This is a genomic window from Streptomyces malachitofuscus (genome assembly GCF_055571035.1).
The window spans coordinates 167,947-193,155 of sequence record NZ_JBVIGA010000010.1 but is presented as its reverse complement, the minus strand read 5'-3'; the positions used below and the strand labels follow the sequence as shown (position 1 = coordinate 193,155).

The following is a 25,209-nucleotide window of genomic DNA, read 5'->3' as shown; positions in this document are numbered from 1 at the left end:
GAACCGTTCCCATGGCCGACGCCCCCACCGGCAAGGTGACCTTCGTCGGGGCCGGCCCCGGCGCCGCCGATCTGCTGACGTTCCGCGCCGCCCGCGCCATCGCCGACGCCGACGTCGTCATCTGGGCCGCCAGCCTGGTGCAGGAGGAGGTCCTCCAGCACGCCCGGGAGGAGGCGGAGATCCTCGACTCGGCGACGATGTCCCTGGAGGACGTAGTGGCCGTCTACCGCAGGGCCCGGGAGGAGGGGCTGAAGGTCGCCCGCATCCACTCCGGGGACCCCGCGCTGTGGGGCGGGACGCAGGAGCAGCTCGACCGGTGCGCGGAGCTCGGCATCGCGACCGAGGTCGTGCCCGGGGTGTCGTCCTTCTCGGCCGTCGCGGCGCTCGCCCGGCGCGAGCTGACCATTCCCGAGGTGGCGCAGTCGGTCGTGCTGACCCGGCTCGGCGGCGGCAAGACGCCGATGCCGCCCGGCGAGGAGGTCCGCGAGTTCGCGCGGCACGGCACCACCATGGCGGTCTTCCTGTCGGCCGCCCGCAGCGGGCAGCTGGTGCGGGAGCTGCTGGAGGGCGGTTATCCGACGGGCACGCCGGTCGTCGTCGCGTATCAGGCGACCTGGCCGGAGGAGCTGGTCGTGAAGTGCACGATCGGCACGCTGGAGGAGACGGTCAAGGAGCACAAGCTGTGGAAGCACACGCTGTTCCTGGTCGGCCCGGCGCTCGACGCGCACGGCACCCGCTCGCACCTGTACCACCCGGGTCACTTCCACGGATTCCGCAAGGCCGATCCTCAGGCACGCCGGGAGTTGCGTTCGCGGGGTGCGAGCACGTGATCACCGTCGTCGGGATGGGGGCCGGGGCGCCGGCCGGCGCCGACGTGGCGGCCGGGGCCGAGCTGGTGGTCGGCGGGCGGCGGCATCTGGACGCCGTGCGGCTGCCCGAGGGGGCCGAGCGGGTCGTGCTCGGGCCGCTGGCGCCCGCGCTCGACACCGTGGAGAAGTACGTCGCCGAGGAGCGGCCGGTCGTGGTGCTGGCGTCGGGCGACCCCGGGTTCTTCGGAATCGTCCGGGCGCTGGCCGAGCGGTTCGGGCCGGAGCGGCTCGACGTGCGGCCCGGGGTTCCGTCGGTGGCCGCCGCGTTCGCGCGGGTGGGGCTGCCGTGGGACGACGCCGTGGTGGTCAGCGCGCACGGCAGGGACCCGCGGACGGCGGTGCACCTGTGCCGGGCCCGGCCGAAGGTGGCCGTGCTGACCGGTCCGGGGGCCGGCCCGGCCGAGCTGGGGGCGGCGCTGCGGGACCACGCGCGGGTGCTGGTCGTCGCCTCGGCGCTCGGCAGCGCGCAGGAGCGGGTGGAGCGGGTGACACCCGCCGAGGCCGCCGCCCGGGACTGGGGCACGGCGGTGAACGTGGTGCTGTGTCTGGACGAGGCGCGGGCGCTGGGGCCGGTGCGTACGGTCGCGGGACTGCCGGACGGGGCCGCCGGATGGGCGCTGGCGGAGACGGAGTTCGCACACCGCGACTCCATGATCACCAAGTTCGAGGTGCGTGCGCTGGCGCTGGCCCGGCTGGGGCCGCGCCCCGGTGAGCTGGTGTGGGACGTCGGCGCGGGCTCGGGGTCCGTCGCCGTGGAGTGCGCCCGGCTCGGTGCCGCCGTCACCGCCGTGGAGAAGACCCCGGACGGGGTGGAGCGCGTCCGTGCCAACGCCGCCGCGCACGGGGTCGACGTGCGGGTGGTGCACGGGACGGCGCCTCAGGCGCTGGCCGGTCTGGAGGGCGATCCCGACGCGGTGTTCGTCGGCGGGGGCGGGCGGGAGCTGCCGGCCGTCGTCACGGCGTGCGCGCGGCGGGCCCGGCGGACGGTGGTGGTCGCGCTGGCCGCCCTCGACCGGGTGCCGGCCGTGCGCGAGGCGCTCGCCGGCGCCGGGTTCGGCTGCGACGGCGTGCTGTTGCAGTCGTCGCGGCTGGCGCCGCTGCCCGGGGACGTGACCCGGCTCGCGGCGGCCAATCCCGTTTTCCTGCTGTGGGGCGTCCGGCCCCACGGCCGTAGCGAAGGAGTCGACCAGTGATCGGCCTCATCTCCGCCACCGCGGCGGGAGCAGCGGCGCGGGACCGGCTGGCCGCCGCGTGGCCGGACCGTACGCGGGTGTACGAGGGTCCCGTACCCGACGCCGTGCGGGCCGCGTTCGCCGAGTGCGAGCAGCTCGTGTGCTTCCTCGCCACGGGGGCCGTGGTGCGGTTGGTGGCGCCGCTGCTGGCCGGCAAGGCGAGCGATCCGGGCGTGGTCTGTGTCGACGAGGGCGGACGGTTCGCGGTGTCGCTGCTGGGCGGGCACGGCGGCGGGGCCAACGACCTCGCCCGCGCGGTCGGCGAGGTGCTGGGCGCGGAGCCGGTGGTGACGACGGCGACCGACGCGGCCGGCCTGCCGGGTCTGGACACCGTCGGTCTGCCGGTGGAGGGGAACGTCGCCGCCGTGTCGCGGGCCCTGCTGGACGGGGAGGCGGTCGCGCTGCACCCCGAGGTGACCTGGCCGCTGCCGCCGCTGCCGGTCGCGGACGAGGGGTCGTACACGATCCGGGTCACGGACCGGCTGGTCGAGCCGGGCGAGCGGGAGGCCGTGCTGCGGCCGCCCACCCTCGTCGTCGGCGTCGGCGCGTCGAAGGGTGCTCCCGTGGAGGAGGTGCTCGGCCTGGTCGAGGACGCGCTGCGCGGGGCCGGGCTGTCGGCGGCGTCACTGGCCGAGCTTGCCACCGTGGACGCCAAGGCCGGGGAGGAGGGCATCGTGGAGGCGGCCCGGCGCCTCGGGGTGCCCCTGGTGACGTACGGCGCCGAGGAGTTGGCGCGGGTCGACGTGCCCAACCCGTCCGACGCCCCGCTGGCCGCCGTCGGCACCCCGTCGGTCGCGGAGGCCGCCGCGCTGGTGCGCGGGGGTGAACTCCTCGTGCCCAAACGGAAGTCGGCGGCACGTCCCGCGATGGCGACCTGTGCGGTGGTACGGCGTCCGGGGCGGGGGCGGCTGGCGGTGGTGGGGCTGGGGCCGGGTGCCCGGGATCTGCTCACCCCGCGGGCGAAGGCCGAACTGCGCCGCGCCTCCGTCCTGGTCGGCCTCGACCAGTACGTCGACCAGATCCGCGATCTGCTGCGGCCCGGCACGCGGGTGCTGGAGTCGGGCCTCGGGGCGGAGGAGGAGCGGGCCCGTACGGCCGTCGCACAGGCCCGGCGCGGCCGGGCGGTCGCGCTGATCGGCAGCGGGGACGCGGGCGTGTACGCCATGGCGTCCCCGGCGCTCGCGGAGGCGTCGGACGACATCGACGTGGTCGGGGTGCCCGGTGTGACGGCGGCGCTGGCGGCCGGGGCGGTCCTCGGGGCGCCGCTGGGCCACGACCACGTGTCGATCAGCCTGTCCGACCTGCACACGCCGTGGGAGGTCATCGAGCGGCGGGTGCGGGCGGCGGCCGAGGCCGACATCGTGGTGACGTTCTACAACCCGCGCAGCCGGGGCCGTGACTGGCAGTTGCCGAAGGCCCTCGGCATCCTCGCCGAGCACCGGGCGCCGGCGACGCCGGTCGGGGTCGTGCGCAACGCGTCCCGCGCGGACGAGTCGAGCCGGCTGACCACACTGGCCGCGCTCGATCCGGCGACGGTCGACATGATGACGGTCGTGACCGTGGGCAACACGGCGACCCGGGAGATCGCGGGACGCATGGTCACCCCGCGTGGCTACCGCTGGCAGGAGGAGGCCCGGTGAACCGCGTGGTGCACCCCATCGAGCAGGAGTCCTTCCGGCGGCTGCGCGCCCGCCTGGACACGTCGCACTTCCCGCCGCTGACCCGGGCGGTGGTGGAGCGGGTCATCCACTCCGCCGCCGACCTGGAGTACGCCTCCGACCTCGTCATGGACGAGGCGGAGCTGGTGCGGGCCCATGCCGCGCTGCACGCCGGTGCGCCGGTCGTGGTGGACGTGGAGATGGTCGCGGCGGGGATCACCCGCCGGGAGACCGTGTGCCGGCTCAAGGACGCCGTCGCCGGTCCGGGGCTCACGCGTTCGGCGCACGCCGTGCGGCTGGCGTACGAGGAGGTCGGTCCGGGCGCGCTGTGGGTGATCGGCTGTGCGCCGACCGCCCTGGAGGAGCTGCTGGCCCTGGACGCCTCCCCCGCCCTCGTCGTCGGTCTGCCGGTCGGCTTCGTCGGCGCCGCCGAGTCCAAGGCCGCACTGCGGGAGAGCGGACTGCCCGCCGTGAGCAACGTGTCCGAGAAGGGCGGGTCCGCGGTCGCCGCGGCCGCACTCAACGCCCTGCTGTACCAACCGATTTCAGCCGAGGAGACCCTGTGACCACCCCGCCCGCCCTGCTCATCGCCGGACACGGCACCCGGGACGACGCCGGAGCGGAGGCGTTCCGCGACTTCGTGCGGGAGCTGGGGCGCCGCCATCCCGAACTGCCCGTCGCCGGAGGCTTCATCGAGCTCTCCCCGCCGCCGCTGGGCGAGGCCGTCGGCGAGCTGGTCGAGCGGGGGGTGCGGCGGTTCGCCGCCGTACCTCTGATGCTGGTGTCCGCCGGGCACGCCAAGGGGGACATCCCGGCGGCGCTGGCCCGCGAGAAGGAACGCCACCCGGGGATCTCGTACACCTACGGTCGTCCGCTGGGCCCCCACCCCGCGCTGCTGAGCGTGCTCGAGCGGCGGCTGGCGGAGGCGGTCGACCCGTCCTGGGATCCCGCCGAGGTGACCGTGCTGCTGGTGGGACGCGGGTCGACGGACCCGGACGCCAACGCCGAGGTGTTCAAGGCGGCGCGGCTGCTGTGGGAGGGGCGCGGTTACGCGGGCGTGGAGACGGCGTTCGTGTCGCTTGCGGCGCCGGACGTGCCGGGCGGGCTGGACCGCTGCGCACGGCTGGGGGCTCGCAGGGTCGTGGTCCTGCCGTACTTCCTGTTCACCGGGATCCTGCCGGACCGGGTGCGGCGGCAGACGGAGGAGTGGGCGGCGGCGCACCCGGAGACGCGGGTGCGGTCGGCGGACGTGATCGGCCCGGAGCCGGAGCTGCTGGATCTGGTGTGGGAGCGGTACGAGGAGGCCGTGAAGGGGGATCTCCGGATGAACTGCGACTCGTGCGTGTACCGGATCGCGCTGCCGGGCTTCGAGGACAAGGTGGGGCTCGCGCAGCAGCCGCACTTCCATCCGGACGACGACGGTCACCATCACGGGCATCACCACGGGCACGGCCACGCGCACTCCCATGCGCACTGAGCCGACGGCCGGCGGGCACGATCTGCGGCACCACGGGGACGCCGAGGTCCGTGACGACGGCGTCGCGCTGGTCGACCTCGCGGTGAACGTCCGCGCGGACACGCCCCCGGCGTGGCTGCGGGAGCGCGTCGCGGCGTCGCTGGCGGGGCTCGCCTCCTACCCGGACGGGCGGGCCGCGCGGGCGGCGGTGGCGGCGCGGCACGGGCTGCCCGTGGAGCGGGTGCTGCTGACGGCGGGCGCGGCGGAGGCGTTCGTGCTGCTGGCGCGGGCGCTCAAGGTGTCGCGACCGGTGGTGGTGCATCCGCAGTTCACCGAGCCGGAGGCGGCGCTGCGGGACGCCGGGCACACGGTGGAACGGGTGCTGCTGCGGGAGGCGGAGGGTTTCCGGCTGGACCCGGCGGCGGTGCCCGAGGACGCGGACCTGGTGGTGATCGGCAACCCGACGAACCCGACGTCGGTGCTTCACCCGGCCGGCGACGTCACCCGGCTGGCCCGTCCCGGGCGGACGCTGGTGGTGGACGAGGCGTTCATGGACGCGGTGCCGGACGAGCGCGAGGCGCTGGCCGGTCGTACGGACGTCCCCGGTCTCGTCGTCCTGCGCAGCCTGACCAAGACGTGGGGGCTGGCGGGGCTGCGGATCGGCTACGTCCTGGCCGCCCCGGAGACCGTCGCGGAACTGGAGCGCGCCCAGCCGCTGTGGCCGGTCTCCACACCGGCGCTGGCGGCGGCGGAGGCGTGCGTGTCGCCTGCGGCGCTCGCGGAGGCGGAGGAGGCGGCCCGCGTCGTCGCGACGCACCGCGCCCACCTGATCGCAGGCCTGCGGGACTTCACGTCCCACGGCCTACGGGTGATGGAACCGGCGGAGGCCCCTTTCGTCCTGGTACGCGTCCCGGCCGCGAGGGGCGTGCGGCAGCGGTTGCGCACCCTCGGCTACGCAACCCGCCGAGGCGACACGTTCCCGGGCCTCGACGAGAACTGGCTGCGCGTGGCGGTGCGGGACCGGGGGACGACGGACGGGTTCCTGGACGCGCTGGGCAGGTCGCTGGGGCGGGTTTGAATCGCCCCCGCCGCCCCTTCCCGTTCCCGACCCGGGGGCGCTGCCCCCGGACCCCCGCTCCTCAAACGCCGGAGGGCTGATTCCAGCCGCTCCGGCGTTTGAGAAGCGGGGATGCCTCAGTTGGCGCGCCCCCGGCGGGCCAGGGCGACCGCTCCCCCGCCCGCCGCCAGCAGGGCGACCGCAGCGCCCGCGATGTACGGCGTCAGAGAGTTCCCGCCCGTCTCGGCGAGGTTCGCCTCCTCGGGCTCCGCCGCCTCCGCCCTCGCCCCCTGCGGCCGGACGTCGGCAGAATCCTCGGCGGCGACCTCGACGGCAGGGATCTCACACTTCGCCTCCGCCAGCGTGACGGTGCCCTCCACCTCGGCGACATTGAGCTTCAACGGATCGACGGACACGTCGAGTCGCAGTGCCGTCGCCGCGGCCGTCGTCGAGGTCGTCGACGTCTTCGACAGGTCCAGCCGGACCGACCCGACCCCCGGCACCTCCACCTCGGTGGGACCACCGGAGGTCAGCGAGACCCGCTTGCCGAGGACCGTCGCCGAGGCCGGCAGCGTCACCGAGGCGTGCGGCGCCCTCCCCGCCTCGCAGACGGCCTTCGAGCCGACCGTCTCGAGCTCGACGACCGACAGCAGCGGCAGCCCGGGGACATGGAGCCGGGCCTTGGCGAGGGTGGTGGACGCCTCCGCACGGTCGCCGTCGACCGTCGCTTTCGCGTCGGCCACCTCCGCCCGCAGCACGCTGAACGGCCTGCCGCCGTCGACGCCGTCCAGGCTGGCGGTGAGGGCCGTCCTCCGCGCGCTCTGCGGTGCCCGCACCTCGTTGAGGGAGACGGAGAGCGGGGCGTGGACGGTCTTGTTGAGCAGGGAGACGTCGAGCCCGGTGCGCAGCACGGCGGCGCTCGCGCTGCCCCGCTCCTCGGTGGCGTACGCGGAGCCGGTACCGGCCACGGCGGCGGGCCCCGCGGCGAGAGCGGTGGCCACGGCGACGATTGCCCAACGACGTGCGGGCATACGGAAGTTGATGCTGTTCAAGGCGGTGGGACCCCCATGAGACATGACTGGGACCCGGAAAGAATGTCCGCGTGCACGGCAGACCGTCAGCGATCCGCCGACTCTTCACTCCTTCGAGGCGGCTTGGCGGATGCGTTCGAATCATGGGGCACGGCTGTTCCCCGCCGTCACCCGCGTGTGTCCCGCCGGGCGGGCGCTCCTACCCGATGACGCGCCCGTTCAACACCACCCGGCGCGGATCCGTGAGCACGCGGACGTCCGCGCGCGGGTCGGCGCCGTAGACCACCAGGTCCGCCGGGGCGCCCTCCTCCAGGCCGGGTCGGCCGAGCCACTTCCGGGCCGCCCAGGTGCCGGCGGCCAGGGCCTCGACGGGAGGGATGCCGGCCTTGGCCAGTTCCGCGACCTCGTCGGCGGCGAGACCGTGCGGGAGCGTCCCGCCGGCGTCCGTGCCGACGAAGACGGGGATGCCGGCGTCGTAGGCGGAGCGCACGGTGTCGTAGCGGCGTTCGTGGAGCCGGCGCATATGGGCCGACCAGCGCGGGAACTTCGACTCGCCGCCGTCGGCGAGCGCGGGGAAGGTGGCGATGTTGACGAGGGTGGGGACGATCGCCACGCCCCGCTCGGCGAAGAGCGGGATGGTGTCGTCGGTCAGGCCCGTCGCGTGCTCGACGCAGTCGATGCCGGCCTCGACCAGGTCCCGCAGGGAGTCCTCGGCGAAGCAGTGCGCGGTGACGCGGGCGCCCAGCCGGTGCGCCTCGGCGATCGCCGCCTCGACGGCGCCGCGCGGCCAGCAGGCGGACAGGTCGCCCAGGTCGCGGTCGATCCAGTCGCCGACCAGCTTCACCCAGCCGTCGCCGCGCCGGGCCTCCTGGGCGACGTACGCGACGAGGTCGTCGGGCTCGACCTCCCAGGCGTAGTTCCGGATGTAGCGGCGGGTGCGGGCGATGTGCCGGCCGGCCCGGATGATTTTCGGCAGGTCGTCGCGGTCGTCGATCCACCGGGTGTCGGAGGGCGAGCCCGCGTCGCGCAGCAGGAGCGCGCCGGCGTCGCGGTCGGTGAGCGCCTGCTTCTCGGCGACGTCCTCGGGGACCGCGCCGTGCCGGTCGAGGCCCACGTGGCAGTGGGCGTCGACGAGGCCGGGCAGCACCCATCCCTCGACGGTGCGCACGTCGCGGGCGCCGGCCGGGCGGTCGTAGGAGATCCGGCCGTCGACGACCCACAGCTCGTCGCGGACCTCGTCCGGGCCGACGAGGATCCGCCCCTTCACGTGCAGCACCGCGCGTTCACTCATACCCGGCACCCTAATAAGACGCTACTCGGGCTTGCCCACCTGGTCCGAGGTCTCCTCCTCCACGTCCGCCATGGCGGGGTCCAGGAGGCGGGAGAGGAAGTGGCGGGTGCGTTCGTGCCGCGGGTCGCCGATGACCCGGTCGGGAGGGCCGTCCTCGACGATCACTCCGCCGTCCATGAAGACGACCCGGTCGGCGACCTCGCGGGCGAAGGTCATCTCGTGGGTGACGACCATCATCGTCATGCCCTCGTTCGCGAGCATCCGCATCACCGCGAGGACGTCGCCGACCAGCTCGGGGTCGAGCGCCGAGGTCGGCTCGTCGAACAGCATCACCTCGGGGCCCATGGCCAGCGCGCGGGCGATGGCGACGCGCTGCTGCTGGCCGCCGGAGAGGGAGGACGGGTAGGCGTCCGCCTTCTCGGCGAGGCCGACGCGCCGCAGGTTCTCGGCGGCGACCCGTGCGGCCTCCGCCTTCACCCGGCGCAGCACCCGGCGCTGCGGCAGCGTCAGGTTCTCGGTGACCGTGAGGTGCGGGAACAGGTTGAACTGCTGGAAGACCATGCCGATGCGGCGGCGTACGGCATCGATGTCGACGTCCGGGTCGGTGAGTTCCGTACCGCCGACGAAGACCTGGCCCTTGGTGGGTTCCTCCAGGAGGTTCACGCACCGCAGCAGGGTCGACTTGCCCGAGCCGGACGGGCCGATGACGCAGACGACCTCGCCCTGGCCGATCTCCAGGTCGATGCCGCGCAGCACCTCGTTGTCGCCGAAGGACTTGTGCAGACCGCTGACGCGGATCTCCGGTCGGCTCATTTCACGGCCTCCTGGGCCTTGGCCTCCATCCGGCGCACGACGAAGCCGAGCGGGATGGTGATCAGCAGGTAGCACAGTCCGGCCACCAGGATCGGGGTGGAGTTGGCGGTCTGGCTGGCCAGGTCGCGGCCGTACTTGGACAGTTCGCGCTCCTCCAGGGTGACGCCGAGGAAGAGGACCAGCGAGGAGTCCTTGAAGAGCAGGACGAGTTCGTTGGTGAGCGGCGGGAGGATGATCCGGAAGGCCTGCGGGATGATGATGGAGACCATGGCCCGGGCGGGCGAGAAGCCCAGGGACCGGGCGGCCTCCATCTGCCCCTTGGGCACCGCCTGGATGCCGGCCCTGATCGTCTCCGCCATGTACGCGGCGGCCACCAGGCCGAGCGCGAGGGCGACCTTGCCGTAGGTGCCGCCGATGATCTCCGTGCCCGGGAAGGCGAGCGGCACGGCGACGCCGATGAAGATGAAGATCAGCAGCGCGGGCAGGCCCCGGAAGATCTCGATGTAGATCCCGGCGAGCCAGCGGTAGGGCCCGACGGACGACAGCCGCATCAGCGCGATCAGCATGCCGAGGGCGAGCCCGACGGCGAAGCCGGTGACCGTGTAGAGGACGGTGTTCTTCAGCGCCAGCGTGATGACGTCGGGGAACATCCGCTCGGCGATGTCGGCCTGCGCGAACTGGTTCTGCAGCCGGTCCCAGTCGGCCGCGACCGCGAAGGCGATCACGGCCGCGACGAACACGGCGTACTGGATGCCGCGCGACAGGCTGCGCTTCTGGCGCCGGGTCAGGCCCTTCTTCTTCGGCTGGAGTTGCTGCTTCTCCGTGTCGGTCATGGAATCAGGATGCCGCCGGCGAGGCGGCGGACTCGTCGTACGGGCCGATCCACTGCTCGTAGAGCTTCTTGTACGTGCCGTCGGCCTTGGCGTCCGCGAGTGCCTTGTTCACGGCCTCGCGCAGGGCCGTGTTGCCCTTCTTCACCGTGAAGCCGTACTGCTCGCCGGTGTCGATCTGCTCGGCGACCTGGAAGGCGTCCGCGTTGGCCTGGTCCTTCAGCCAGCCCTGGACGACGGGGTAGTCGATGACGACGGCCTTGACCTGGCCGGTGCGCAGGCCGTTGAGGACGGCGTCGGAGGACTCGAAGGAGACCGGGTCGAAGCCCTCGCCCTTGACGTAGTCCTCGCCGGTGGTCTGCGCCTGCGCGCCGAGCTTGACGTTCTTGGACTTCACGTCGGCGAGGGAGGTGACGCCGCTGTCCTTGTCGACGAGGACGGCCTGGGTGGCGTTGAAGTACGGGTCGGAGAAGTCGACGTTCTTCTTCCGCTCCTCGGTGATGGTCATCCCGGCCGCGGCCAGGTCGCACTCGCCGGAGTTGAGGAAGGCGCCGGTCTTGAAGTTCTCGAAGGGCGTGTCGAGGATCTGCTGCTTCACCTCGAGGTCGTCGGCGACCAGGTCGATCAGCGCCACGTCGAAGCCCTGGACCTTGCCGTCGATCTCCGACTGGAAGGGCGGGTACGGAAGGTGGGTGCAGGTGGTGAGCTGCCCCGCCTTGACGAGCTCGATCCCGCCGGCGGCGGTCGTGGAACCGCTGCCTCCGTCGTCGCTGGAGGTGCAGGCGGTCAGGAGCACCAGCCCGGCCGTCGCGGTGGTGGCGGCCAGAACGCGGGTCCGGCGGCCGAGGAGCGTCTTCACGGGGGCCTCCTGTCAGGGAACTGTGGGTTCCGATTATAAGGAGAGGTTTGAGGTCCTCAAACCAAACCGATGGCAGCGGGGCGGTACGGCCTAAGAACCCTGCGGTCCGCTTCCCCGCGGGCGACGGTTTACCCTCGACTGCGTCGTACCCGCGCTGTCGCGAAGCAGAGAGAGCCCCGCCGTGACCCATCTTCTCCTCGGTCTGCCCCCGCTGAGCGCCGCGCACTTCGCCTCGATCGAGGACCGGGTGGCACGGCTGCTGAACACCCGGCAGGACGTCGTGATCATGCAGGGCGAGGCACTGCTGCCGCTGGAGGGCGCGATCCGCGCGACCGCCGGTCCCGGCACGACCGCGCTGAACGTCATCACCGGCCCCTACGGACAGACCTTCGGCGACTGGCTGCGGGACTGCGGCGCCACCGTGGTCGATCTGACGGTGCCCTTCCACACGGCGGTGACGGCCGAGCAGGTCAGGGCCGCGTTCGCGGCGCACCCGGAGATCGACTTCGTGTCCCTGGTGCACGCGGAGGCGGCCACCGGGAACACCAACCCGGTCGCGGAGATCGGCGAGGTGGTGCGGGAGCACGGGGCGCTCTTCTATTTGGACGCGGTGGCCTCGATCGGCGCGGAGCCGGTGCTGCCGGACGCATGGGGCGTGGACCTGTGCGTGATCGGCGCCCAGAAGGCGATGGGCGGCCCGGCCGGGGTGTCGGCGGTGTCGGTGAGCGAGCGCGCGTGGGCGCGGATGGCGGCGAACCCGCGGGCACCGCGCCGCTCCTACCTCTCCCTGCTGGACTGGAAGGAGCGCTGGATCGACGGCGGCCGCACGACGCTGCTGCACGCGCCGGCCCAGTTGGAGATGCTGGCGCTCCAGGCGTGCGTGGAGCGCATCGAGGCGGTCGGCCCGGACGTCGTGATGGCCCGGCACGCGTCGGCCGCGGCGGCGACGCGGGCGGGCGCCCTGGCACTGGGCGGGGGTCTCACGCCGTACGTCCACGACGCGGCGGAGGCCGCACCGGTCGCCACGACGCTGCGGGCACCGGCCGGCACGGTGGCCGCGGACCTGGTGGCCCGCGCGCTGGCCGCCGACCCCGCCGTTCCGCTGGCCGCGGGCGGGGGTGCGCTCGCCAAGGAGATGATCCGCGTCAACCACTACGGCCCCGAGGCGACGCCGGGCGTGGTGCGGTCGAGCCTGACGGCGCTGGGAGCGGCGCTCGGCGAGCACGGGCTCGACGTGGATACGGCGGGTGCCCTGCGGGCCGTGGAAGCGGCCTGGGGCTGATCGCCCGTCCTGGAATTCCGAGCGATTATCGGAATCCGTCGCACACATTCTGCGGCGCCATTCTTTCCCTTATTTCTCGATTACCTTGCGGAGCAGCTTCCCGTCTTCTTCTGCCCGCTTTCCTCGGCCCTAAACGCCACGATTTCGAGAAGGGGAAGCGGGGAGTCACCGGAGTTACACACTTGTGACCGGTTCCACACCACGCCCCTTTTGCGCCTTATGTACCGGCAGAAATGGTGCATATAGGCCAGTTTTCGCGCGGACCCGCCCGCCCGCGTGATAACACAGATCAAGCTCGTACGGAACCCCGACAGACGATGCAATTTTGAATTTACCTCGGTAAGTTCAATTCGCATGACTGCCGCACAAGCAGACCTGCAAATCGACCGCCCCACCGTGGCGGACGGAGCCGTGCTGTGGCGGATAGCCAGGGACTCGAAGGTTCTCGACCTGAACTCGTCGTACAGCTATCTGCTGTGGTGCCGCGACTTCGCCGCCACCTCGGCCGTCGCTCGCGACGAGCGCGGAGAGCCGATCGGCTTCGTCAGCGGATATCTGCGACCGGACAGCCCGCGCACCCTGCTCGTCTGGCAGGTCGCGGTCGACGCGTCGTACCGCGGCCGCGGCCTCGCCGCCGCCCTGCTCGACGGTCTGGCCGCCCGGACCGCCGCGGAGCACGGCGTGGACACCGTGGAGACCACCATCACGCCGGGCAACACCGCGTCCGAGCGACTGTTCACCGCGTTCGCGGAGCGCCACGGCGCCCTGCTGGAGCGCGAGGTGCTGTTCGACGCCGGACAGTTCCCCGACGGGCCGCACGACCCCGAGGTCCTGTACCGCATCGGACCGTTCGCGCTCTGAGCCGCCGGCCCGCACGGCCCGCACCCCTGATCTTCCGACTCCCTCTGACCTCCCACGCCACCGAGGAGCGATTCGTCGTGACCATCACCCAGCCCGATCTCAGCGTCTTCGAGACCCTCGAGTCCGAGGTGCGAAGCTACTGCCGCGGCTGGCCCGCCGTCTTCGACCGTGCGCACGGCAGCCGCATGTACGACGAGGACGGCCACGAGTACCTCGACTTCTTCGCCGGAGCGGGCTCACTCAACTACGGGCACAACAACCCCGTGCTGAAACGCGCGCTCATCGACTACCTGGAGCGCGACGGCGTCACCCACGGCCTCGACATGTCGACGACGGCCAAGCGCGCGTTCCTGGAGTCCTTCCAGAACTACATCCTCCGCCCCCGTGACCTGCCGTACAAGGTCATGTTCCCGGGCCCGACGGGCACCAACGCCGTGGAGTCCGCGCTGAAGCTGGCGCGGAAGGTGAAGGGGCGCGAGGCGATCGTGTCGTTCACCAACGCCTTCCACGGCATGTCGCTGGGCTCGCTCGCCGTGACCGGCAACGCCTTCAAGCGGGCCGGCGCCGGCATCCCGCTGGTGCACGGCACGCCCATGCCGTTCGACAACTACTTCGACGGCCAGGTCCCGGACTTCCTGTGGTTCGAGCGGCTCCTGGAGGACCAGGGCTCGGGCCTCAACAAGCCCGCCGCCGTGATCGTCGAGACCGTCCAGGGCGAGGGCGGCATCAACGTCGCCCGGCCCGAGTGGCTGCGCGCCCTGGCCGAGCTGTGCGAACGCCAGGACATGCTGCTCATCGTCGACGACATCCAGATGGGCTGCGGCCGCACCGGTGCCTTCTTCTCCTTCGAGGAGGCCGGCATCACGCCCGACATCGTCACCGTGTCCAAGTCGATCAGCGGCTACGGACTGCCGATGGCGCTGACGCTGTTCAAGCCCGAACTGGACGTCTGGGAGCCGGGCGAGCACAACGGCACCTTCCGCGGCAACAACCCCGCCTTCGTCACGGCCACCGCGGCACTGGAGGCCTACTGGGCCGACGGGTCCGCGATGGAGAAGCAGACCCGCTCGCGCGGTGAGCAGGTCGAGCAGGCGATGATCGCCATCACCGAGGAGAACCTCGCCGCCGTGAAGGAGTACCGCGGCCGGGGCCTGGTGTGGGGCATGGAGTTCCACGACAAGGACCGCGCCGGCCGCATCGCCAAGCGCGCCTTCGAACTCGGGCTGCTGATCGAGACGTCCGGCCCCGAGAGCGAGGTCGTCAAGCTGCTCCCCGCGCTGACCATCACCCCGGACGAGCTGGACGAGGGCCTGCGGACCCTCGCCCGCGCCGTCCGCGAGACCGCCTGAAACACACATCCGAGCCGAGGAGGCATCGCAACACCGTGATCGTCCGTTCGTTCAAGGAGATCGAAGGCACCGACCGGCACGTGAAATCCGCGTCCGGCACGTGGGAGAGCAAGCGCATCGTCCTCGCCAAGGAGAAGGTCGGCTTCTCCCTGCACGAGACGATTCTGTACGCGGGTACGGAGACGTCGATGTGGTACGCGAACCACATCGAGGCCGTCGTCTGCACCAAGGGCGAGGCCGAACTGACCGACCGCGAGACCGGGAAGACGTACACCATCACGCCCGGGACCATGTACCTCCTCAACGGCCACGAGCGGCACACGCTCAAGGTCAAGGAGGACTTCCACTGCATCTGTGTCTTCAACCCGCCCGTCACCGGACGGGAGGACCACGACGAGAACGGCGTCTACCCGCTGCTCACCGAGGAGGTGTGAGTCACCGTGACCACGACCACGAACGTCACCGATCTCTACCCCACCCGCGGCGCCACCGAGGTGGCCACTCCCCGGCAGGACCCGGTCGTCTGGGGCTCCCCGGACACCCCCGGCCCCGTCTCGGCCGCTGACCTGCAGGCCCTGGACCGCGACGGCTTCCTCGCCATCGACCAGCTCATCGGTCCGGACGAGGTCGGCGAGTACCAGCGCGAGCTCGAGCGGCTGACCACCGCCCCGGAGATCCGTGCGGACGAGCGCTCGATCGTGGAGCCGAAGTCCAAGGAGATCCGGTCCGTCTTCGAAGTGCACAAGATCAGCGAGGTGTTCGCGAAGCTGGTGCGCGACGAGCGGGTCGTCGGGCGGGCCCGGCAGATCCTCGGCTCCGACGTCTACGTCCACCAGTCGCGGATCAACGTCAAGCCGGGCTTCGGCGCGAGCGGCTTCTACTGGCACTCGGACTTCGAGACCTGGCACGCCGAGGACGGCCTGCCGAACATGCGCACCATCTCGGTCTCGATCGCGCTCACCGAGAACTACGACACCAACGGCGGTCTCATGATCATGCCGGGGTCGCACAAGACGTTCCTCGGGTGCGCGGGGGCCACGCCGAAGGACAACTACAAGAAGTCCCTGCAGATGCAGGACGCGGGGACGCCGTCCGACGAGGCGCTGACGAAGATGGCGTCGGAGTACGGCATCAAGCTGTTCACCGGCAAGGCCGGCTCGGCGACCTGGTTCGACTGCAACGCCATGCACGGCTCCGGGGACAACATCACGCCGTTCCCGCGCAGCAACGTGTTCATCGTGTTCAACAGTGTCGAGAACGCGGCGGTCGAGCCGTTCGCGGCGCCGATCCGGCGGCCGGAGTTCATCGGGGCGCGGGACTTCACTCCCGTCCGGTGAACCGACCCCGGCCGGGGGCCCGGGGGTCGCCCCCCGGACGGCACAGCATCGGGGCGCGGGACTTCACCCCCGTCCGGTGAACCGACCCCGGCCGGGGGCCCGGGGGTCGCCCCCCGGACGGCACAGCATCGGGGCGCGGGACTTCACCCCCGTCCGGTGAGGGACGTCACTCCGGTGCGGTAGGCGCACCAACAGACTGCGGGCCGGGCCTCCTCGTGTGGGACAAGGAGGCGCCGGCCCGCTGCCGTGTGCCCGGCGCCGGTCAGCGGGACAGCGCGTCCAGCAGCCGGTCCACGTCGTCGGGCGTGTTGTACAGGTGGAAGGACGCCCGGAGATTGCCCGCGCGGTTCGACACCTGGATCCCGGCCTCGGCCAGCTCGGGCTGGAGCCGGCCGAGGCCGGGCACGGACACGATCGGTGAACCGGGTGCGGGCACGGGCCGGTGCCCGAGGGACGCGAGCCCGGCGCGGAACCGGTCGGCGAGGGCCAGGTCGTGGGCACGGATGGCGTCCACGCCGAGCTCCTCGACCAGTCCGAGGGAGGCCCGCAGCCCCGCGTAGTCGAACAGGGCGGGGCTGGAGTCGAACCGCCGCGCGGAGCGGGCGAGTTCGGTGACGGGGCCGTAGCAGCTGTCCCACGGGTTCTCCCCGGCGACCCAGCCCGCCTGCACCGGCGTCAGATCGCCGAAGTCCTCGGGCACGACGAGGAAGGCCGCACCGTGCGGGCCGAGCAGCCACTTGAAGGTGATGGTGACGCTGTAGTCGTACGCGTCGGCCGTCACCGGGAGCCAGCCGGCCGCCTGGGAGAAGTCGATGTAGGTGCGCGCCCCGTGGGCGCGGGCCGCCTCGCTCAGCGCGGCCAGGTCGGCGATCCGGCCGTCGGCGGACTGTGCGGCGCTGACCGCGACCAGCGCGGTGCCGGGCCGCACGGAGTCGGCGAGCCGCTCCAGCGGCACCGCCCGCACCTTGAGGTCGCCGCGGGCGTGGAAGGGGTTCAGCACGGAGGTGAAGTCGCCCTCCGCGGTGAGGACTTCGGCGCCCGGCGGCAGCGAGGCCGCGATCAGCGCGGTGTGCAGGGCGACCGTCGCCCCGGCCGCCACCCGCCCGGCCGGGACTCCGGCCAGCCGGGCGTAGGCGGCACGGCAGGCCTCGACGTCGGCGAACAGCGGGTCCAGCGAACGGCCCTCCGCGCGGATCCGCACGGCGTCCTGGAGCGCCGCCACGGTGCGGGCCGGCAGGAGGGCGTTGCTCGCGGTGTTCAGATAGGTGTTCTCCGGGGTGAACTCGGCACGGACGAGGCTCTCGAAGGTCTCCATGGAACCACTCTGCGGCCCCGGGACCTCCCCGTCCATTGCCGAATTCTGCGCGGTATCACAAAGGAATCCTTATGCATACGCGCCGACCTGCGCCTTCAGCCGCTGCGGGGTTCCGCCTACTGCTGGGGCACCGGGCATCCGTCCGGGCCACAGGCCTCCGCGTCGCCGCCGGCCATCTGCAGCGGCGGGCGGTCGCCCCAGGCCTGGTTCAGCGCCTGCGCGAAGACCTCGGCGGGCTGGGCGCCGGAGACGCCGTACGTGCGGTCGAGCACGAAGAACGGCACGCCTCGCGCACCGAGCTGCGCGGCCTCGCGCTCGTCCGCGCGGACCTCCTCGGCGTACGCCTCGGGGTCGGCCAGGACCTTGCGCACGGCGTCCGCGTCGAGGCCGGCCTCGACGGCCAGCCCGACGAGTCGTTCGTCGTCGTTGAAGACGGACCGCTCCTCGGCGAAGTTCGCCTGGTACAGCAGGTCGAGCAGTTCCGTCTGGCGGCCCTGCCCGCGGGCGAAGTGCAGCAGACGGTGCATGTCGAAGGTGTTGCCGCTGTCCCGGCCCCCGGCGCCGAAGGGCAGACCCTCCGCGGCGGCCTGGGCGCTCAGGTTGTCCTGGGCGGCCTCGGCCTGCGCCTCGCTCATCCCGTACTTCTTGACGAGCATGGGGATCACCTGTTGGACGTCGTCCTTGGCCCGCCCCGGGTCCAGCTCGAAGGAACGGTGCACCACCTCGACCTGCTCACGGTGCGGGAAGGAGGCCAGCGCCTTCTCGAAACGGGCCTTTCCGACATAGCACCAGGGGCAGGCGATGTCGCTCCAGATCTCGACGCGCATGAGTCGGTTCTCTCCAGGGTCGTACGGGTGCGGAGACTTCCTCCGTAACTGGGTGAACCTTCAAGCAGCTGCTTTCATTCCCTCAGCTGCCGTCCCGCAGATCACGCGGCCACTGGAAGCGGTACTCGATGTGGTCGTACGTCACCACACAGCCCTCCCCCATCGGGGACTGGGTCATGAACCCGACCAGTGCGGCTGCGGTCTCCTTCTCGTCACCGAGGGTGAAGAGCCGGACGAAGGTCCAGCGCTCGCCGTCGCGCGAGGCGTGGAAGGCGAAGGCCCGGCCGGTGCGGCTCACCCGGAGCCAGATCGAACTGCCGTCGACGGTGAAGGAGTTGGCGTCGTCGGAGTGCCCCCGGGTGACCACCGTGCACAACGTGGGCACGTCCGGCGAGTACTCCAGGCAGAGCTTGGCCCAGGCCCGCTCACCGACGTGGACGTAGAGCACGCCGGCGTCGAAGGAGGCGGCGAAGCCGACCGTGACCCGGGCGATCAGCTGGAAGTCGCCCTCGGGCGCGCCGAGGAGACGGGGCGCGTCGGCCGCGGGGTCCAGGGCCTCGCCGGTGGGCGGCACGAAGCGGTCCTGCCGGGGCCCCGCCCATCCGGTGAGGACGCCGTCCTCGTAGGACCAGGAGCCCTCGGGGCCGTATGTGCGCAGCGGAAAGGGGAGTTCGGGGATGTCCAGGTCCATGCCGGAATTCTTCCAGGCGGCGTCCGGCGCCGGGGGCCGGGGGCCCGGTCAGCGGGACTGGAGCGCGTCGAGGGCGACGGCCTGGGCGATGGCGAGGCGCAGGTCGAGATCGGGGGAGGTGACGTCGACGACGTAGCGGTCGCGCAGTCCGATCTTCTTGTCGACGCTCATCACCGGTCCGCCGTCGGACGTGAAGTCGAAGTGGTACGGCCACACGAACGGCACCAGGTCGAGCGGCAGCAGCTCCCAGAGCCTGCGGGCCACGGCCACGAACCGGTTGCGTTCCCGCCCGACGGCGGTGACCGAGCCCGGCTGGTCGAGCTCCCACGTCGAGCGCAGCAGGGAGGCGGCGAACTTCTTGCGGAAGGTGCCGAGGGAGCGGTCCCCCGCGTCGCGTACGTCGTAGACGGCGCCGAGGTCGACGACCTGGCGTGCGGAGGCGGTGAACAGGACCTCCCGCCGGGAGTCGTCGGTGTAGAAGGTCATCCGTTCCCTGAGCGTCATCCGCTTCTGCTCGGCGAAGGCGAGGACCCTGCCGTCGGAGCCGTCCGGCAGCGTCTCGGTCACCACATACCGGTTGATCATGAGGGTGGTCCTCTGCCGGATGGTGAAGCGGTCGTTCGTCCGGCCTCGCGTGCTGTCCACTGGTCCGCTCCCGCAGTCGTCGATGGCGCTCACCCTCGCCGGTGCGCGTCCGGGGCAGCCATCCTGCCCCCGTGGCCCGGGCCCGCGCAGTCTCCATAAGTCGATGCCCGCTGCCACCAAAGGTGAGGGGAATCAGGCGGCGGCGTGTTCTCTTTCGTCGTCCGGGACCGAGCCGAAGGGGGGACGCGGGCGCCCGGGGGCGGCCCTCTATGGTCTGCGCGTGGACGTAAGCGAGACACCCCGCCCAGGCCTGCCGCTCCGTTCCCGGCTCGCCGCCGCCTCCCCCTGGCCCCCCGGACGGATCGTCGGGGAGGCCGTCCTCGCCCTGGTGCTCTGCGGGACGGCGGGCCTCCTCTACACGACGCAGTCCGGGTCCGCCGTGAAGGGCGGCGCCCTGGCCCTGTGCGTCGCCGTGCTGTCGCTCGCCCGGCGCGCGCTGCCGGCGACGGTGCTGATGGTCTCGTCGGCCCTGGCCGGGTCGGTCGTGGGCACGTTCGCGCTGCTGATCTGCGCGAGCTGGTCGGCGGGCAGCCGCATCAAGCGCCCGGGGCACGCGCTGGCCGCGTACGCGGCCGGGCTCGGCCTCTACTTCGCCCTCACCGTCGCCACCGCGGCCGACGACGGCCTCGGGCTGTCGCTGCTGCTGACGGCCGTGCTCAGCGCCACGCCCTTCCTGGTGCTGGCGGTCGTGCCGGGGCTCGCCTCCCGGTACCGCGCCCAGCGCCATGCCCTGCTCGACGCCCTGCAGCGGCACAACGCCCAACTGGTGCGCGAGCAGGCGATGGTGGCACGTCAGGCCCGGCTGCTGGAACGGCAGCGCATCGCCCAGGACATGCACGACAGCCTCGGCCACCAGCTCGCCCTGATCGCCGTGCACGCCGGGGCGCTGGAGGTGGACCCGGACCTGTCCGACCGCCAGCGGGAGGGGGTGGGCATCCTCCGGGAGGCCTCCAGGACGGCGATGCGGGAGCTGCGCGAGGCCGTGGGCATCCTGCGGGACGACGGGGGAGCGCCCGAGCCGGACCGGGAGGACACCGCGCCTTCGGCGGCCCGCTCGGCGGCGTCCGTCGACCGGCTGGTGGAGTCGTCGCGGGCGGCGGGCGCGACGGTGGAGCTGCGCCGCTCCGGCACCCGGCGGCCCCTCGCGCCCGCCGCCGACCACGCGGTGTACCGCATCGCCCAGGAAGGCCTGACCAACGCGCACAAGCACGCGCCGGGTGCCCCGATCACCGTGGCGCTGCGCTACGAACCGGACAGCCTGGTGGTGGAGGTGGCCAACGGCCCGGTGCCGGCCGGGGCGCCCGCGGGACCGCCGGCGATCAGCGGCGGCCAGGGCCTGGCGGGCCTCGCGGAGAGGGCACGGCTGGTCGGCGGCATGGTGCACACCGGTCCCACACCCGACGGCGGGTTCCGGCTCGCCGGAGTGCTGCCCTACGGCAGCGGCGAGACGGTGGCCCGCCCGGACGGCGCGACTTCCGTCGCCGCGGACGACGACTTCCGGGGGCAGAACGGCGAGGACCCGGCGGGCGACGGTGGAGCGGTCACCGAACACCGCTCCGATCCGCAGAAGGAGTTCGCCGCCATCATGAGCAGCAAGAAGAACGTCGCCCTCGGGTGCGCCCTCACCGCCGTCGTCCTCGTCGTGGGCGTCGGCGCTCTCCTGGTCTGGGGTGTGTCGAAACTGCTGGACGAGGTGGAGAGCGGCGTCATCCCGGCGAGCGTGTACGAGTCGGCCGAGGTGGGCGACGCGGAGGCGGACCTCCGGAAGAAGTTCCCGGACGGGGACTCGATGCTCACCGACGGCGTGGAGAAGGACGGCCCGCCGCTGCCCGAGGACGCGGTCTGCGAGCACTTCGTGGACGACGAGGACGACATCGTCTACCGCTTCTGCTTCCGCGACGGGAAGCTGTCCTCCAAGGAGACCTATCCGCACGAGATCTGACCCGACGGTACGTCGCCGCACGCCTGACGGCATCGTGCATGATGAGCGGGCTCCATCATCCGTTTGTCATACCGACACCGCGCAGGAGGCCGCGTGATCCGGGTCCTCGTCGCCGACGACGAGCCGCTCATCAGGGCCGGCATCAGGATGATCCTCACCTCCGCGGACGACATCGACGTCGTGGCCGAGGCGCGGGACGGCCGGGAGGCGGTGGAGACCGTGCGCGGCACGGCGGTCGACGTGGCCCTGCTGGACATCCAGATGCCCGTGATGGACGGGCTGACCGCGCTGGCCGAGATCGGCCGCGCCGCGCCACGGGTGCGCGTGCTGATCCTGACGACGTTCGGGGAGCGCGACAACGTCCTGCGGGCGCTCGGTCACGGCAGCGCGGGCTTCCTGCTGAAGGACTCCGCGCCGCAGGAGCTGATCCACGCGGTGCGCGCGGCGGCGGCCGGCAACGCCTATCTGTCCCCGGCCGCCACCCGGCACGTGGTGGACACGCTCGCCTCCCCCGCCGCGACCGTGCGCGCCGAGGAGGCCCGCCGGCGCCTGGCCGGCCTGACGGCACGCGAACGCGAGGTGCTGGCCCTGCTGGGCGAGGGCCTGTCCAACGCGGACGCGGGCGCCCGTCTGCACATGAGCGAGGCCACGGTGAAGACGTACGTCAGCCGGATCCTGACCAAGCTCGACTGCGACAACAGGGTGCAGGCGGCGCTCCTGGCCCGGGACGCGGGCCTGGAGCCGGCCTGATCCCCGGCCGCAGTGACACGCCCCGCAACCAGCACCCGCCCCCCGACAGCATGCGAACGCCGCCCCCGGGGGCGGAGGCGGCGTTCCGCGGCGTCCGTCCGACGCCGCCGCGCAGCCCGTCTGCGGGCACTCGGCGGCGGAGGATTCAGCGCTCCAGCCGGCCGTTGAACCTCCGGGGCAGGCCCAGGGGGTTGTCGTCCCTCAGCTCCTCGGGCAGCAGGGCCTCCGGCGTCCCCTGGTAGACGACCGGCCGCAGCCACCGCTCGATGGCCGTGCCGCCCACCGACGTGGACGTGGAGGTGGTCGCCGGGTACGGGCCGCCGTGGTGCTGGGCCGGGGCGACCGCGACGCCCGTGGGCCAGCCGTTGACCAGGACCCGCCCGGCCAGCGGGGTCAGTTCCCGTACCAGTTCGGCCCCGCGGCCCTCCCCCGCCGCCTCCTCCACGGACAGCTGCACGGTCGCCGTGAGGTTGCCCGGCAGCCGCGACAGCACACCCCGCACCTCGCTGTCGTCCTCGTAGCGGGCCACCACGGTGACCGGCCCGAAGCACTCCTCCAGGAGCAGGTCGTGCTCGCCCTCCCGGGCCAGCCGGCTCGCCGGGACGGTGAGGAAGCCCGCGCTGACGGTGTGCTCGCCGCCGGCGCCCGGGGTCACCGGGGAGTCCACGTCGGGCAGTTGAGCGCGTTCGGCGACCCCGGCGACGAAGTTGTCGCGCATGCGGTGGTCGAGCAGGACGCCCGCGTCGGTGTCGCTGACGGCGTCGGTCAGGGACTTCAGCAGCGCGTCACCGGCCGGGCCTGCGGGGGTGAGGACGAGACCGGGCTTCACACAGAACTGGCCCACGCCCAGCGTCATGGAACCGGCCAGCCCGGCACCGATCGCCTCGCCGCGCTCGGCCGCCGCGGCCTCGGTGACGACGACCGGGTTCAGGGAACCCAGCTCGCCGTGGAAGGGGATGGGGACGGGCCGGGCGGCGGCGGCGTCGAACAGGGCGCGGCCGCCGCGGACGGAGCCGGTGAAACCGGCCGCCGAGACCAGCGGGTGCCTGATCAGCTCGAGTCCGGCGTCGAAACCGTGCACCAGACCCAGCACGCCGTCGGGGATGCCGTGGCGGGCGGCGGCCCGGCGCAGCACCTTGGCCACCAGCTCGGACAGTCCGGGGTGGTCGGGGTGGGCCTTGACGACGACCGGGCAGCCGGCCGCGAGCGCGCTCGCGGTGTCGCCGCCGGCCACGGAGAAGGCGAAGGGGAAGTTGGAGGCGGAGTAGACGGCGACGACGCCCAGCGGGATCTTGTAGCGGCGCAGGTCCGGAACGGGCGGGGTCGCGGTGTCGTCGGGGTGGTTGATGACGACGTCGAGGAAGGCTCCCTCGTCGACGATGGCGGCGAAGGCCCGCAGCTGGTAGCAGGTGCGGGCGAGTTCGCCGGTGAGCCGGGCCGGGCCGAGCGCGGTCTCCGCGTCGGCGGCCTCGACGAGCTGGTCCCTGGCCGCCTCGAGCTCGTCGGCGGCGGTGCGCAGGAAGGCCGCGCGGACGGTGCGGTCGGTCAGCGCGCCGCGCGCGTCGTGCGCGGCGCGGACGGCGGCATCCACCTCCTGGGCTGTGGCCTCCACCGCAACCTGTTCCCGCTGCTTCCCGGTTCGGGGGTCGACACTCCAGACTGGTGCTGCTGCCACCGGCGGTCCCTCCACTTGATTGCCGCATGCAATGCCGCAGTATGTACGCCATCCACCGGGTGTTCGATATACTGAACACTGTCTCCATGGATGAACTTGCTGTGGAGACTATTTCCCGGCGAACGAAGGGGTCAAGGGCGATGTCGGCTGGCGAGACAGGCGGCGGGGCGCAGGTCAAGTCCGCGGTGCGGACCGTTGAACTGCTCGAATACTTCGCCGGGCGCCCCGGTATGCATTCCCTGGCGGCGGTCCAGGAGGCCGTCGGCTACCCCAAGTCGAGCCTGTATATGCTGCTGCGCACGCTCGTGGAGCTCGGGTGGGTGGAGACCGACGCGACCGGCACGCGGTACGGCATCGGCGTCCGGGCCCTGCTGGTGGGCACGTCCTACATCGACGGCGACGAGGTCGTCGCGGCGGCCCGGCCCACGCTGGACCGGCTGTCGGACGACACCACCGAGACCATCCACCTCGCCCGCCTGGACGGCACCAACGTCGTCTATCTGGCCACCCGCCAGTCGCAGCACTACCTGCGCCCCTTCACCCGGGTCGGCCGCCGGCTGCCCGCCCACTCGACCTCGCTCGGCAAGGCGCTGCTGAGCACGTACTCCGACGAGCAGGTGCGCAAGATGCTCCCGGAGACGCTGCCCGCCCTGACCGAGAACACCATCACCGACCGGGAGAAGCTCATCGAGGAGCTCCACCTGGTGCGGGAACAGGGCTTCGCCGTGGACCGCGAGGAGAACACGCTGGGGCTGCGCTGCTTCGGTGTGGCGATCCCGTACCGCACCCCCGCCCGGGACGCGATCAGCTGCTCGGTGCCGGTGGCCCGGCTCACCCCCGCACACGAGCAGATGGTCAAGGACGCCCTGTTCGACGCCCGCGACCGGCTGACCCTGGCCACCCGGAGGCTCTGACCCGTGGACGTCGCCCTGCGCCCGGTGCACGACAGCGATCTGCCCGTGTTCTACCGGCAGTTGAACGACCCGGAGGCGCTGCGCATGGCGGCCTTCACCCCCGAGGACCCGGCCGACCAGGACCGCTTCGACGCCCACTGGGCGCACATCCGCAGCTCGCCGGAGATCGTGGTGCGCACGGTGCTGGCCGACGGTGACGTGGTGGGGCACGTGTCGGTCCACGGGGAGCCGGGCGAGCGCGAGGTGACGTACTGGGTCGACCGCGCCTACTGGGGCAAGGGCATCGCCACGGCCGCGCTGGGCGGTCTGCTGTCCGAGGTGACCGAACGCCCGCTGTACGCGCGGGTGGCCGCGGACAACGCGGGGTCGCGGCGCGTGCTGGAGCGGTGCGGCTTCGACGTGTCCGCGCGGGCCACCGGATACGCCCCCGCGCGGGGTGCGGAGATCGACGAACTGGTGCTCACGCTGGACGGCTGACCCGGCCCTCCCCCGCGCGGCGGAGGCGGATCGTCGCCGTGCAGGACG

General features: G+C 72.6%; 25 protein-coding genes. 15 read left to right on the top strand and 10 right to left on the bottom strand.

What is annotated here, in order from left to right:
• Positions 1-11: 11 nt before the first annotated feature.
• From cobM to cobC, 6 genes are read left to right on the top strand one after another with little or no spacing between them, the layout of a single operon-like run.
• The gene (gene cobM / locus ACZ44S_RS16995; protein WP_466929570.1) at positions 12-830 is read left to right on the top strand and encodes a precorrin-4 C(11)-methyltransferase; all 819 of its coding nucleotides are present in this window, start codon (positions 12-14) and stop codon (positions 828-830) included.
• Positions 827-2,062 carry a precorrin-6y C5,15-methyltransferase (decarboxylating) subunit CbiE gene (cbiE, locus tag ACZ44S_RS16990; RefSeq protein ID WP_466929569.1) on the top strand — a complete coding sequence of 412 codons (1,236 nt, stop codon included), beginning with the start codon at positions 827-829 and terminating at the stop codon, positions 2,060-2,062. Before cobM ends, cbiE begins: the two co-directional genes overlap by 4 nt.
• Entirely contained in the window at positions 2,059-3,741 is a 1,683-nt protein-coding gene (cobJ, locus tag ACZ44S_RS16985; protein ID WP_466929566.1) for a precorrin-3B C(17)-methyltransferase, read from the top strand. Before cbiE ends, cobJ begins: the two co-directional genes overlap by 4 nt.
• Positions 3,738-4,325, top strand: a complete 588-nt coding sequence (locus tag ACZ44S_RS16980; protein WP_466929564.1) for a precorrin-8X methylmutase — start codon at positions 3,738-3,740, stop codon at positions 4,323-4,325. The genes cobJ and ACZ44S_RS16980 overlap by 4 nt, the downstream gene beginning before the upstream one ends.
• The gene (locus ACZ44S_RS16975) at positions 4,322-5,236 is read left to right on the top strand and encodes a sirohydrochlorin chelatase (protein WP_466929562.1); all 915 of its coding nucleotides are present in this window, start codon (positions 4,322-4,324) and stop codon (positions 5,234-5,236) included. The genes ACZ44S_RS16980 and ACZ44S_RS16975 overlap by 4 nt, the downstream gene beginning before the upstream one ends.
• On the top strand, positions 5,226-6,293 hold the full coding sequence (gene cobC / locus ACZ44S_RS16970; protein WP_466929559.1) for an Rv2231c family pyridoxal phosphate-dependent protein CobC: 1,068 nt from the start codon (positions 5,226-5,228) through the stop codon (positions 6,291-6,293). The genes ACZ44S_RS16975 and cobC overlap by 11 nt, the downstream gene beginning before the upstream one ends.
• A gap of 116 nt (positions 6,294-6,409) precedes the next feature.
• Here cobC and ACZ44S_RS16965 read toward each other — a convergent pair whose 3' ends face one another.
• The 5 genes from ACZ44S_RS16965 to ACZ44S_RS16945 all read right to left on the bottom strand — a co-directional run bounded on the left by ACZ44S_RS16965 (position 6,410) and on the right by ACZ44S_RS16945 (position 11,096).
• On the bottom strand, positions 6,410-7,324 hold the full coding sequence (locus ACZ44S_RS16965; RefSeq protein WP_466929558.1) for an SCO1860 family LAETG-anchored protein: 915 nt from the start codon (positions 7,322-7,324) through the stop codon (positions 6,410-6,412).
• 178 nt (positions 7,325-7,502) lie between these two features.
• Positions 7,503-8,594, bottom strand: a complete 1,092-nt coding sequence (locus tag ACZ44S_RS16960; RefSeq protein WP_466929556.1) for an amidohydrolase family protein — start codon at positions 8,592-8,594, stop codon at positions 7,503-7,505.
• Between the two features lie 21 nt (positions 8,595-8,615).
• A complete protein-coding gene (locus ACZ44S_RS16955; protein WP_466929553.1) occupies positions 8,616-9,407 on the bottom strand; it encodes an amino acid ABC transporter ATP-binding protein in 792 nt (263 codons plus the stop codon).
• Positions 9,404-10,240 carry an amino acid ABC transporter permease gene (locus ACZ44S_RS16950; protein WP_466929552.1) on the bottom strand — a complete coding sequence of 279 codons (837 nt, stop codon included), beginning with the start codon at positions 10,238-10,240 and terminating at the stop codon, positions 9,404-9,406. Before ACZ44S_RS16950 ends, ACZ44S_RS16955 begins: the two co-directional genes overlap by 4 nt.
• A gap of 4 nt (positions 10,241-10,244) precedes the next feature.
• On the bottom strand, positions 10,245-11,096 hold the full coding sequence (locus tag ACZ44S_RS16945; RefSeq protein WP_466929550.1) for an ABC transporter substrate-binding protein: 852 nt from the start codon (positions 11,094-11,096) through the stop codon (positions 10,245-10,247).
• Positions 11,097-11,277: 181 nt separating this feature from the next.
• On the opposite strand from ACZ44S_RS16945, the gene ACZ44S_RS16940 reads away from it, so the two are divergent.
• From ACZ44S_RS16940 to thpD, 5 genes are all read left to right on the top strand, one after another.
• Positions 11,278-12,378, top strand: a complete 1,101-nt coding sequence (locus ACZ44S_RS16940; protein WP_466929548.1) for a pyridoxal-phosphate-dependent aminotransferase family protein — start codon at positions 11,278-11,280, stop codon at positions 12,376-12,378.
• A gap of 354 nt (positions 12,379-12,732) precedes the next feature.
• Entirely contained in the window at positions 12,733-13,239 is a 507-nt protein-coding gene (ectA, locus tag ACZ44S_RS16935) for a diaminobutyrate acetyltransferase (RefSeq protein WP_190161832.1), read from the top strand.
• 77 nt (positions 13,240-13,316) lie between these two features.
• Positions 13,317-14,588, top strand: coding sequence for a diaminobutyrate--2-oxoglutarate transaminase (gene ectB / locus ACZ44S_RS16930; protein ID WP_466929546.1), 1,272 nt, complete (start codon positions 13,317-13,319; stop codon positions 14,586-14,588).
• A 35-nt stretch (positions 14,589-14,623) separates the two neighbouring features.
• Positions 14,624-15,022 (top strand): ectoine synthase, encoded by a 399-nt coding sequence (locus ACZ44S_RS16925; RefSeq protein WP_190161834.1) that lies wholly within the window; start codon positions 14,624-14,626, stop codon positions 15,020-15,022.
• A gap of 6 nt (positions 15,023-15,028) precedes the next feature.
• A complete protein-coding gene (gene thpD, locus ACZ44S_RS16920) occupies positions 15,029-15,925 on the top strand; it encodes an ectoine hydroxylase (protein WP_466929544.1) in 897 nt (298 codons plus the stop codon).
• A 262-nt stretch (positions 15,926-16,187) separates the two neighbouring features.
• Here the strand turns inward: thpD and ACZ44S_RS16915 are convergent, their stop codons facing one another.
• From ACZ44S_RS16915 to ACZ44S_RS16900, 4 genes are all read right to left on the bottom strand, one after another.
• Complete coding sequence (locus tag ACZ44S_RS16915; protein ID WP_466929541.1) at positions 16,188-17,240, bottom strand: aminotransferase class V-fold PLP-dependent enzyme; 1,053 nt, start codon at positions 17,238-17,240, stop codon at positions 16,188-16,190.
• 116 nt (positions 17,241-17,356) lie between these two features.
• The gene (locus tag ACZ44S_RS16910) at positions 17,357-18,067 is read right to left on the bottom strand and encodes a DsbA family oxidoreductase (protein ID WP_466929538.1); all 711 of its coding nucleotides are present in this window, start codon (positions 18,065-18,067) and stop codon (positions 17,357-17,359) included.
• 82 nt (positions 18,068-18,149) lie between these two features.
• On the bottom strand, positions 18,150-18,758 hold the full coding sequence (locus ACZ44S_RS16905; RefSeq protein WP_466929536.1) for a DUF1349 domain-containing protein: 609 nt from the start codon (positions 18,756-18,758) through the stop codon (positions 18,150-18,152).
• A 48-nt stretch (positions 18,759-18,806) separates the two neighbouring features.
• Complete coding sequence (locus ACZ44S_RS16900; RefSeq protein ID WP_466929533.1) at positions 18,807-19,403, bottom strand: LURP-one-related family protein; 597 nt, start codon at positions 19,401-19,403, stop codon at positions 18,807-18,809.
• 220 nt (positions 19,404-19,623) lie between these two features.
• Between ACZ44S_RS16900 and ACZ44S_RS16895 the strand changes: the two genes are divergently transcribed.
• Together ACZ44S_RS16895 and ACZ44S_RS16890 are read left to right on the top strand one after the other, a co-directional pair.
• Entirely contained in the window at positions 19,624-21,345 is a 1,722-nt protein-coding gene (locus ACZ44S_RS16895; protein WP_466929531.1) for a sensor histidine kinase, read from the top strand.
• A 93-nt stretch (positions 21,346-21,438) separates the two neighbouring features.
• Positions 21,439-22,095 (top strand): response regulator transcription factor, encoded by a 657-nt coding sequence (locus ACZ44S_RS16890; protein ID WP_466929529.1) that lies wholly within the window; start codon positions 21,439-21,441, stop codon positions 22,093-22,095.
• A 145-nt stretch (positions 22,096-22,240) separates the two neighbouring features.
• Here the strand turns inward: ACZ44S_RS16890 and ACZ44S_RS16885 are convergent, their stop codons facing one another.
• Positions 22,241-23,770 (bottom strand): aldehyde dehydrogenase (NADP(+)), encoded by a 1,530-nt coding sequence (locus tag ACZ44S_RS16885; RefSeq protein ID WP_466929526.1) that lies wholly within the window; start codon positions 23,768-23,770, stop codon positions 22,241-22,243.
• Between the two features lie 140 nt (positions 23,771-23,910).
• On the opposite strand from ACZ44S_RS16885, the gene ACZ44S_RS16880 reads away from it, so the two are divergent.
• Both ACZ44S_RS16880 and ACZ44S_RS16875 read left to right on the top strand, forming a co-directional pair.
• Positions 23,911-24,684 carry an IclR family transcriptional regulator gene (locus tag ACZ44S_RS16880; RefSeq protein ID WP_190161842.1) on the top strand — a complete coding sequence of 258 codons (774 nt, stop codon included), beginning with the start codon at positions 23,911-23,913 and terminating at the stop codon, positions 24,682-24,684.
• 3 nt (positions 24,685-24,687) lie between these two features.
• Positions 24,688-25,161 carry a GNAT family N-acetyltransferase gene (locus ACZ44S_RS16875; RefSeq protein WP_466929523.1) on the top strand — a complete coding sequence of 158 codons (474 nt, stop codon included), beginning with the start codon at positions 24,688-24,690 and terminating at the stop codon, positions 25,159-25,161.
• The last annotated feature ends 48 nt before the right edge of the window (positions 25,162-25,209 follow it).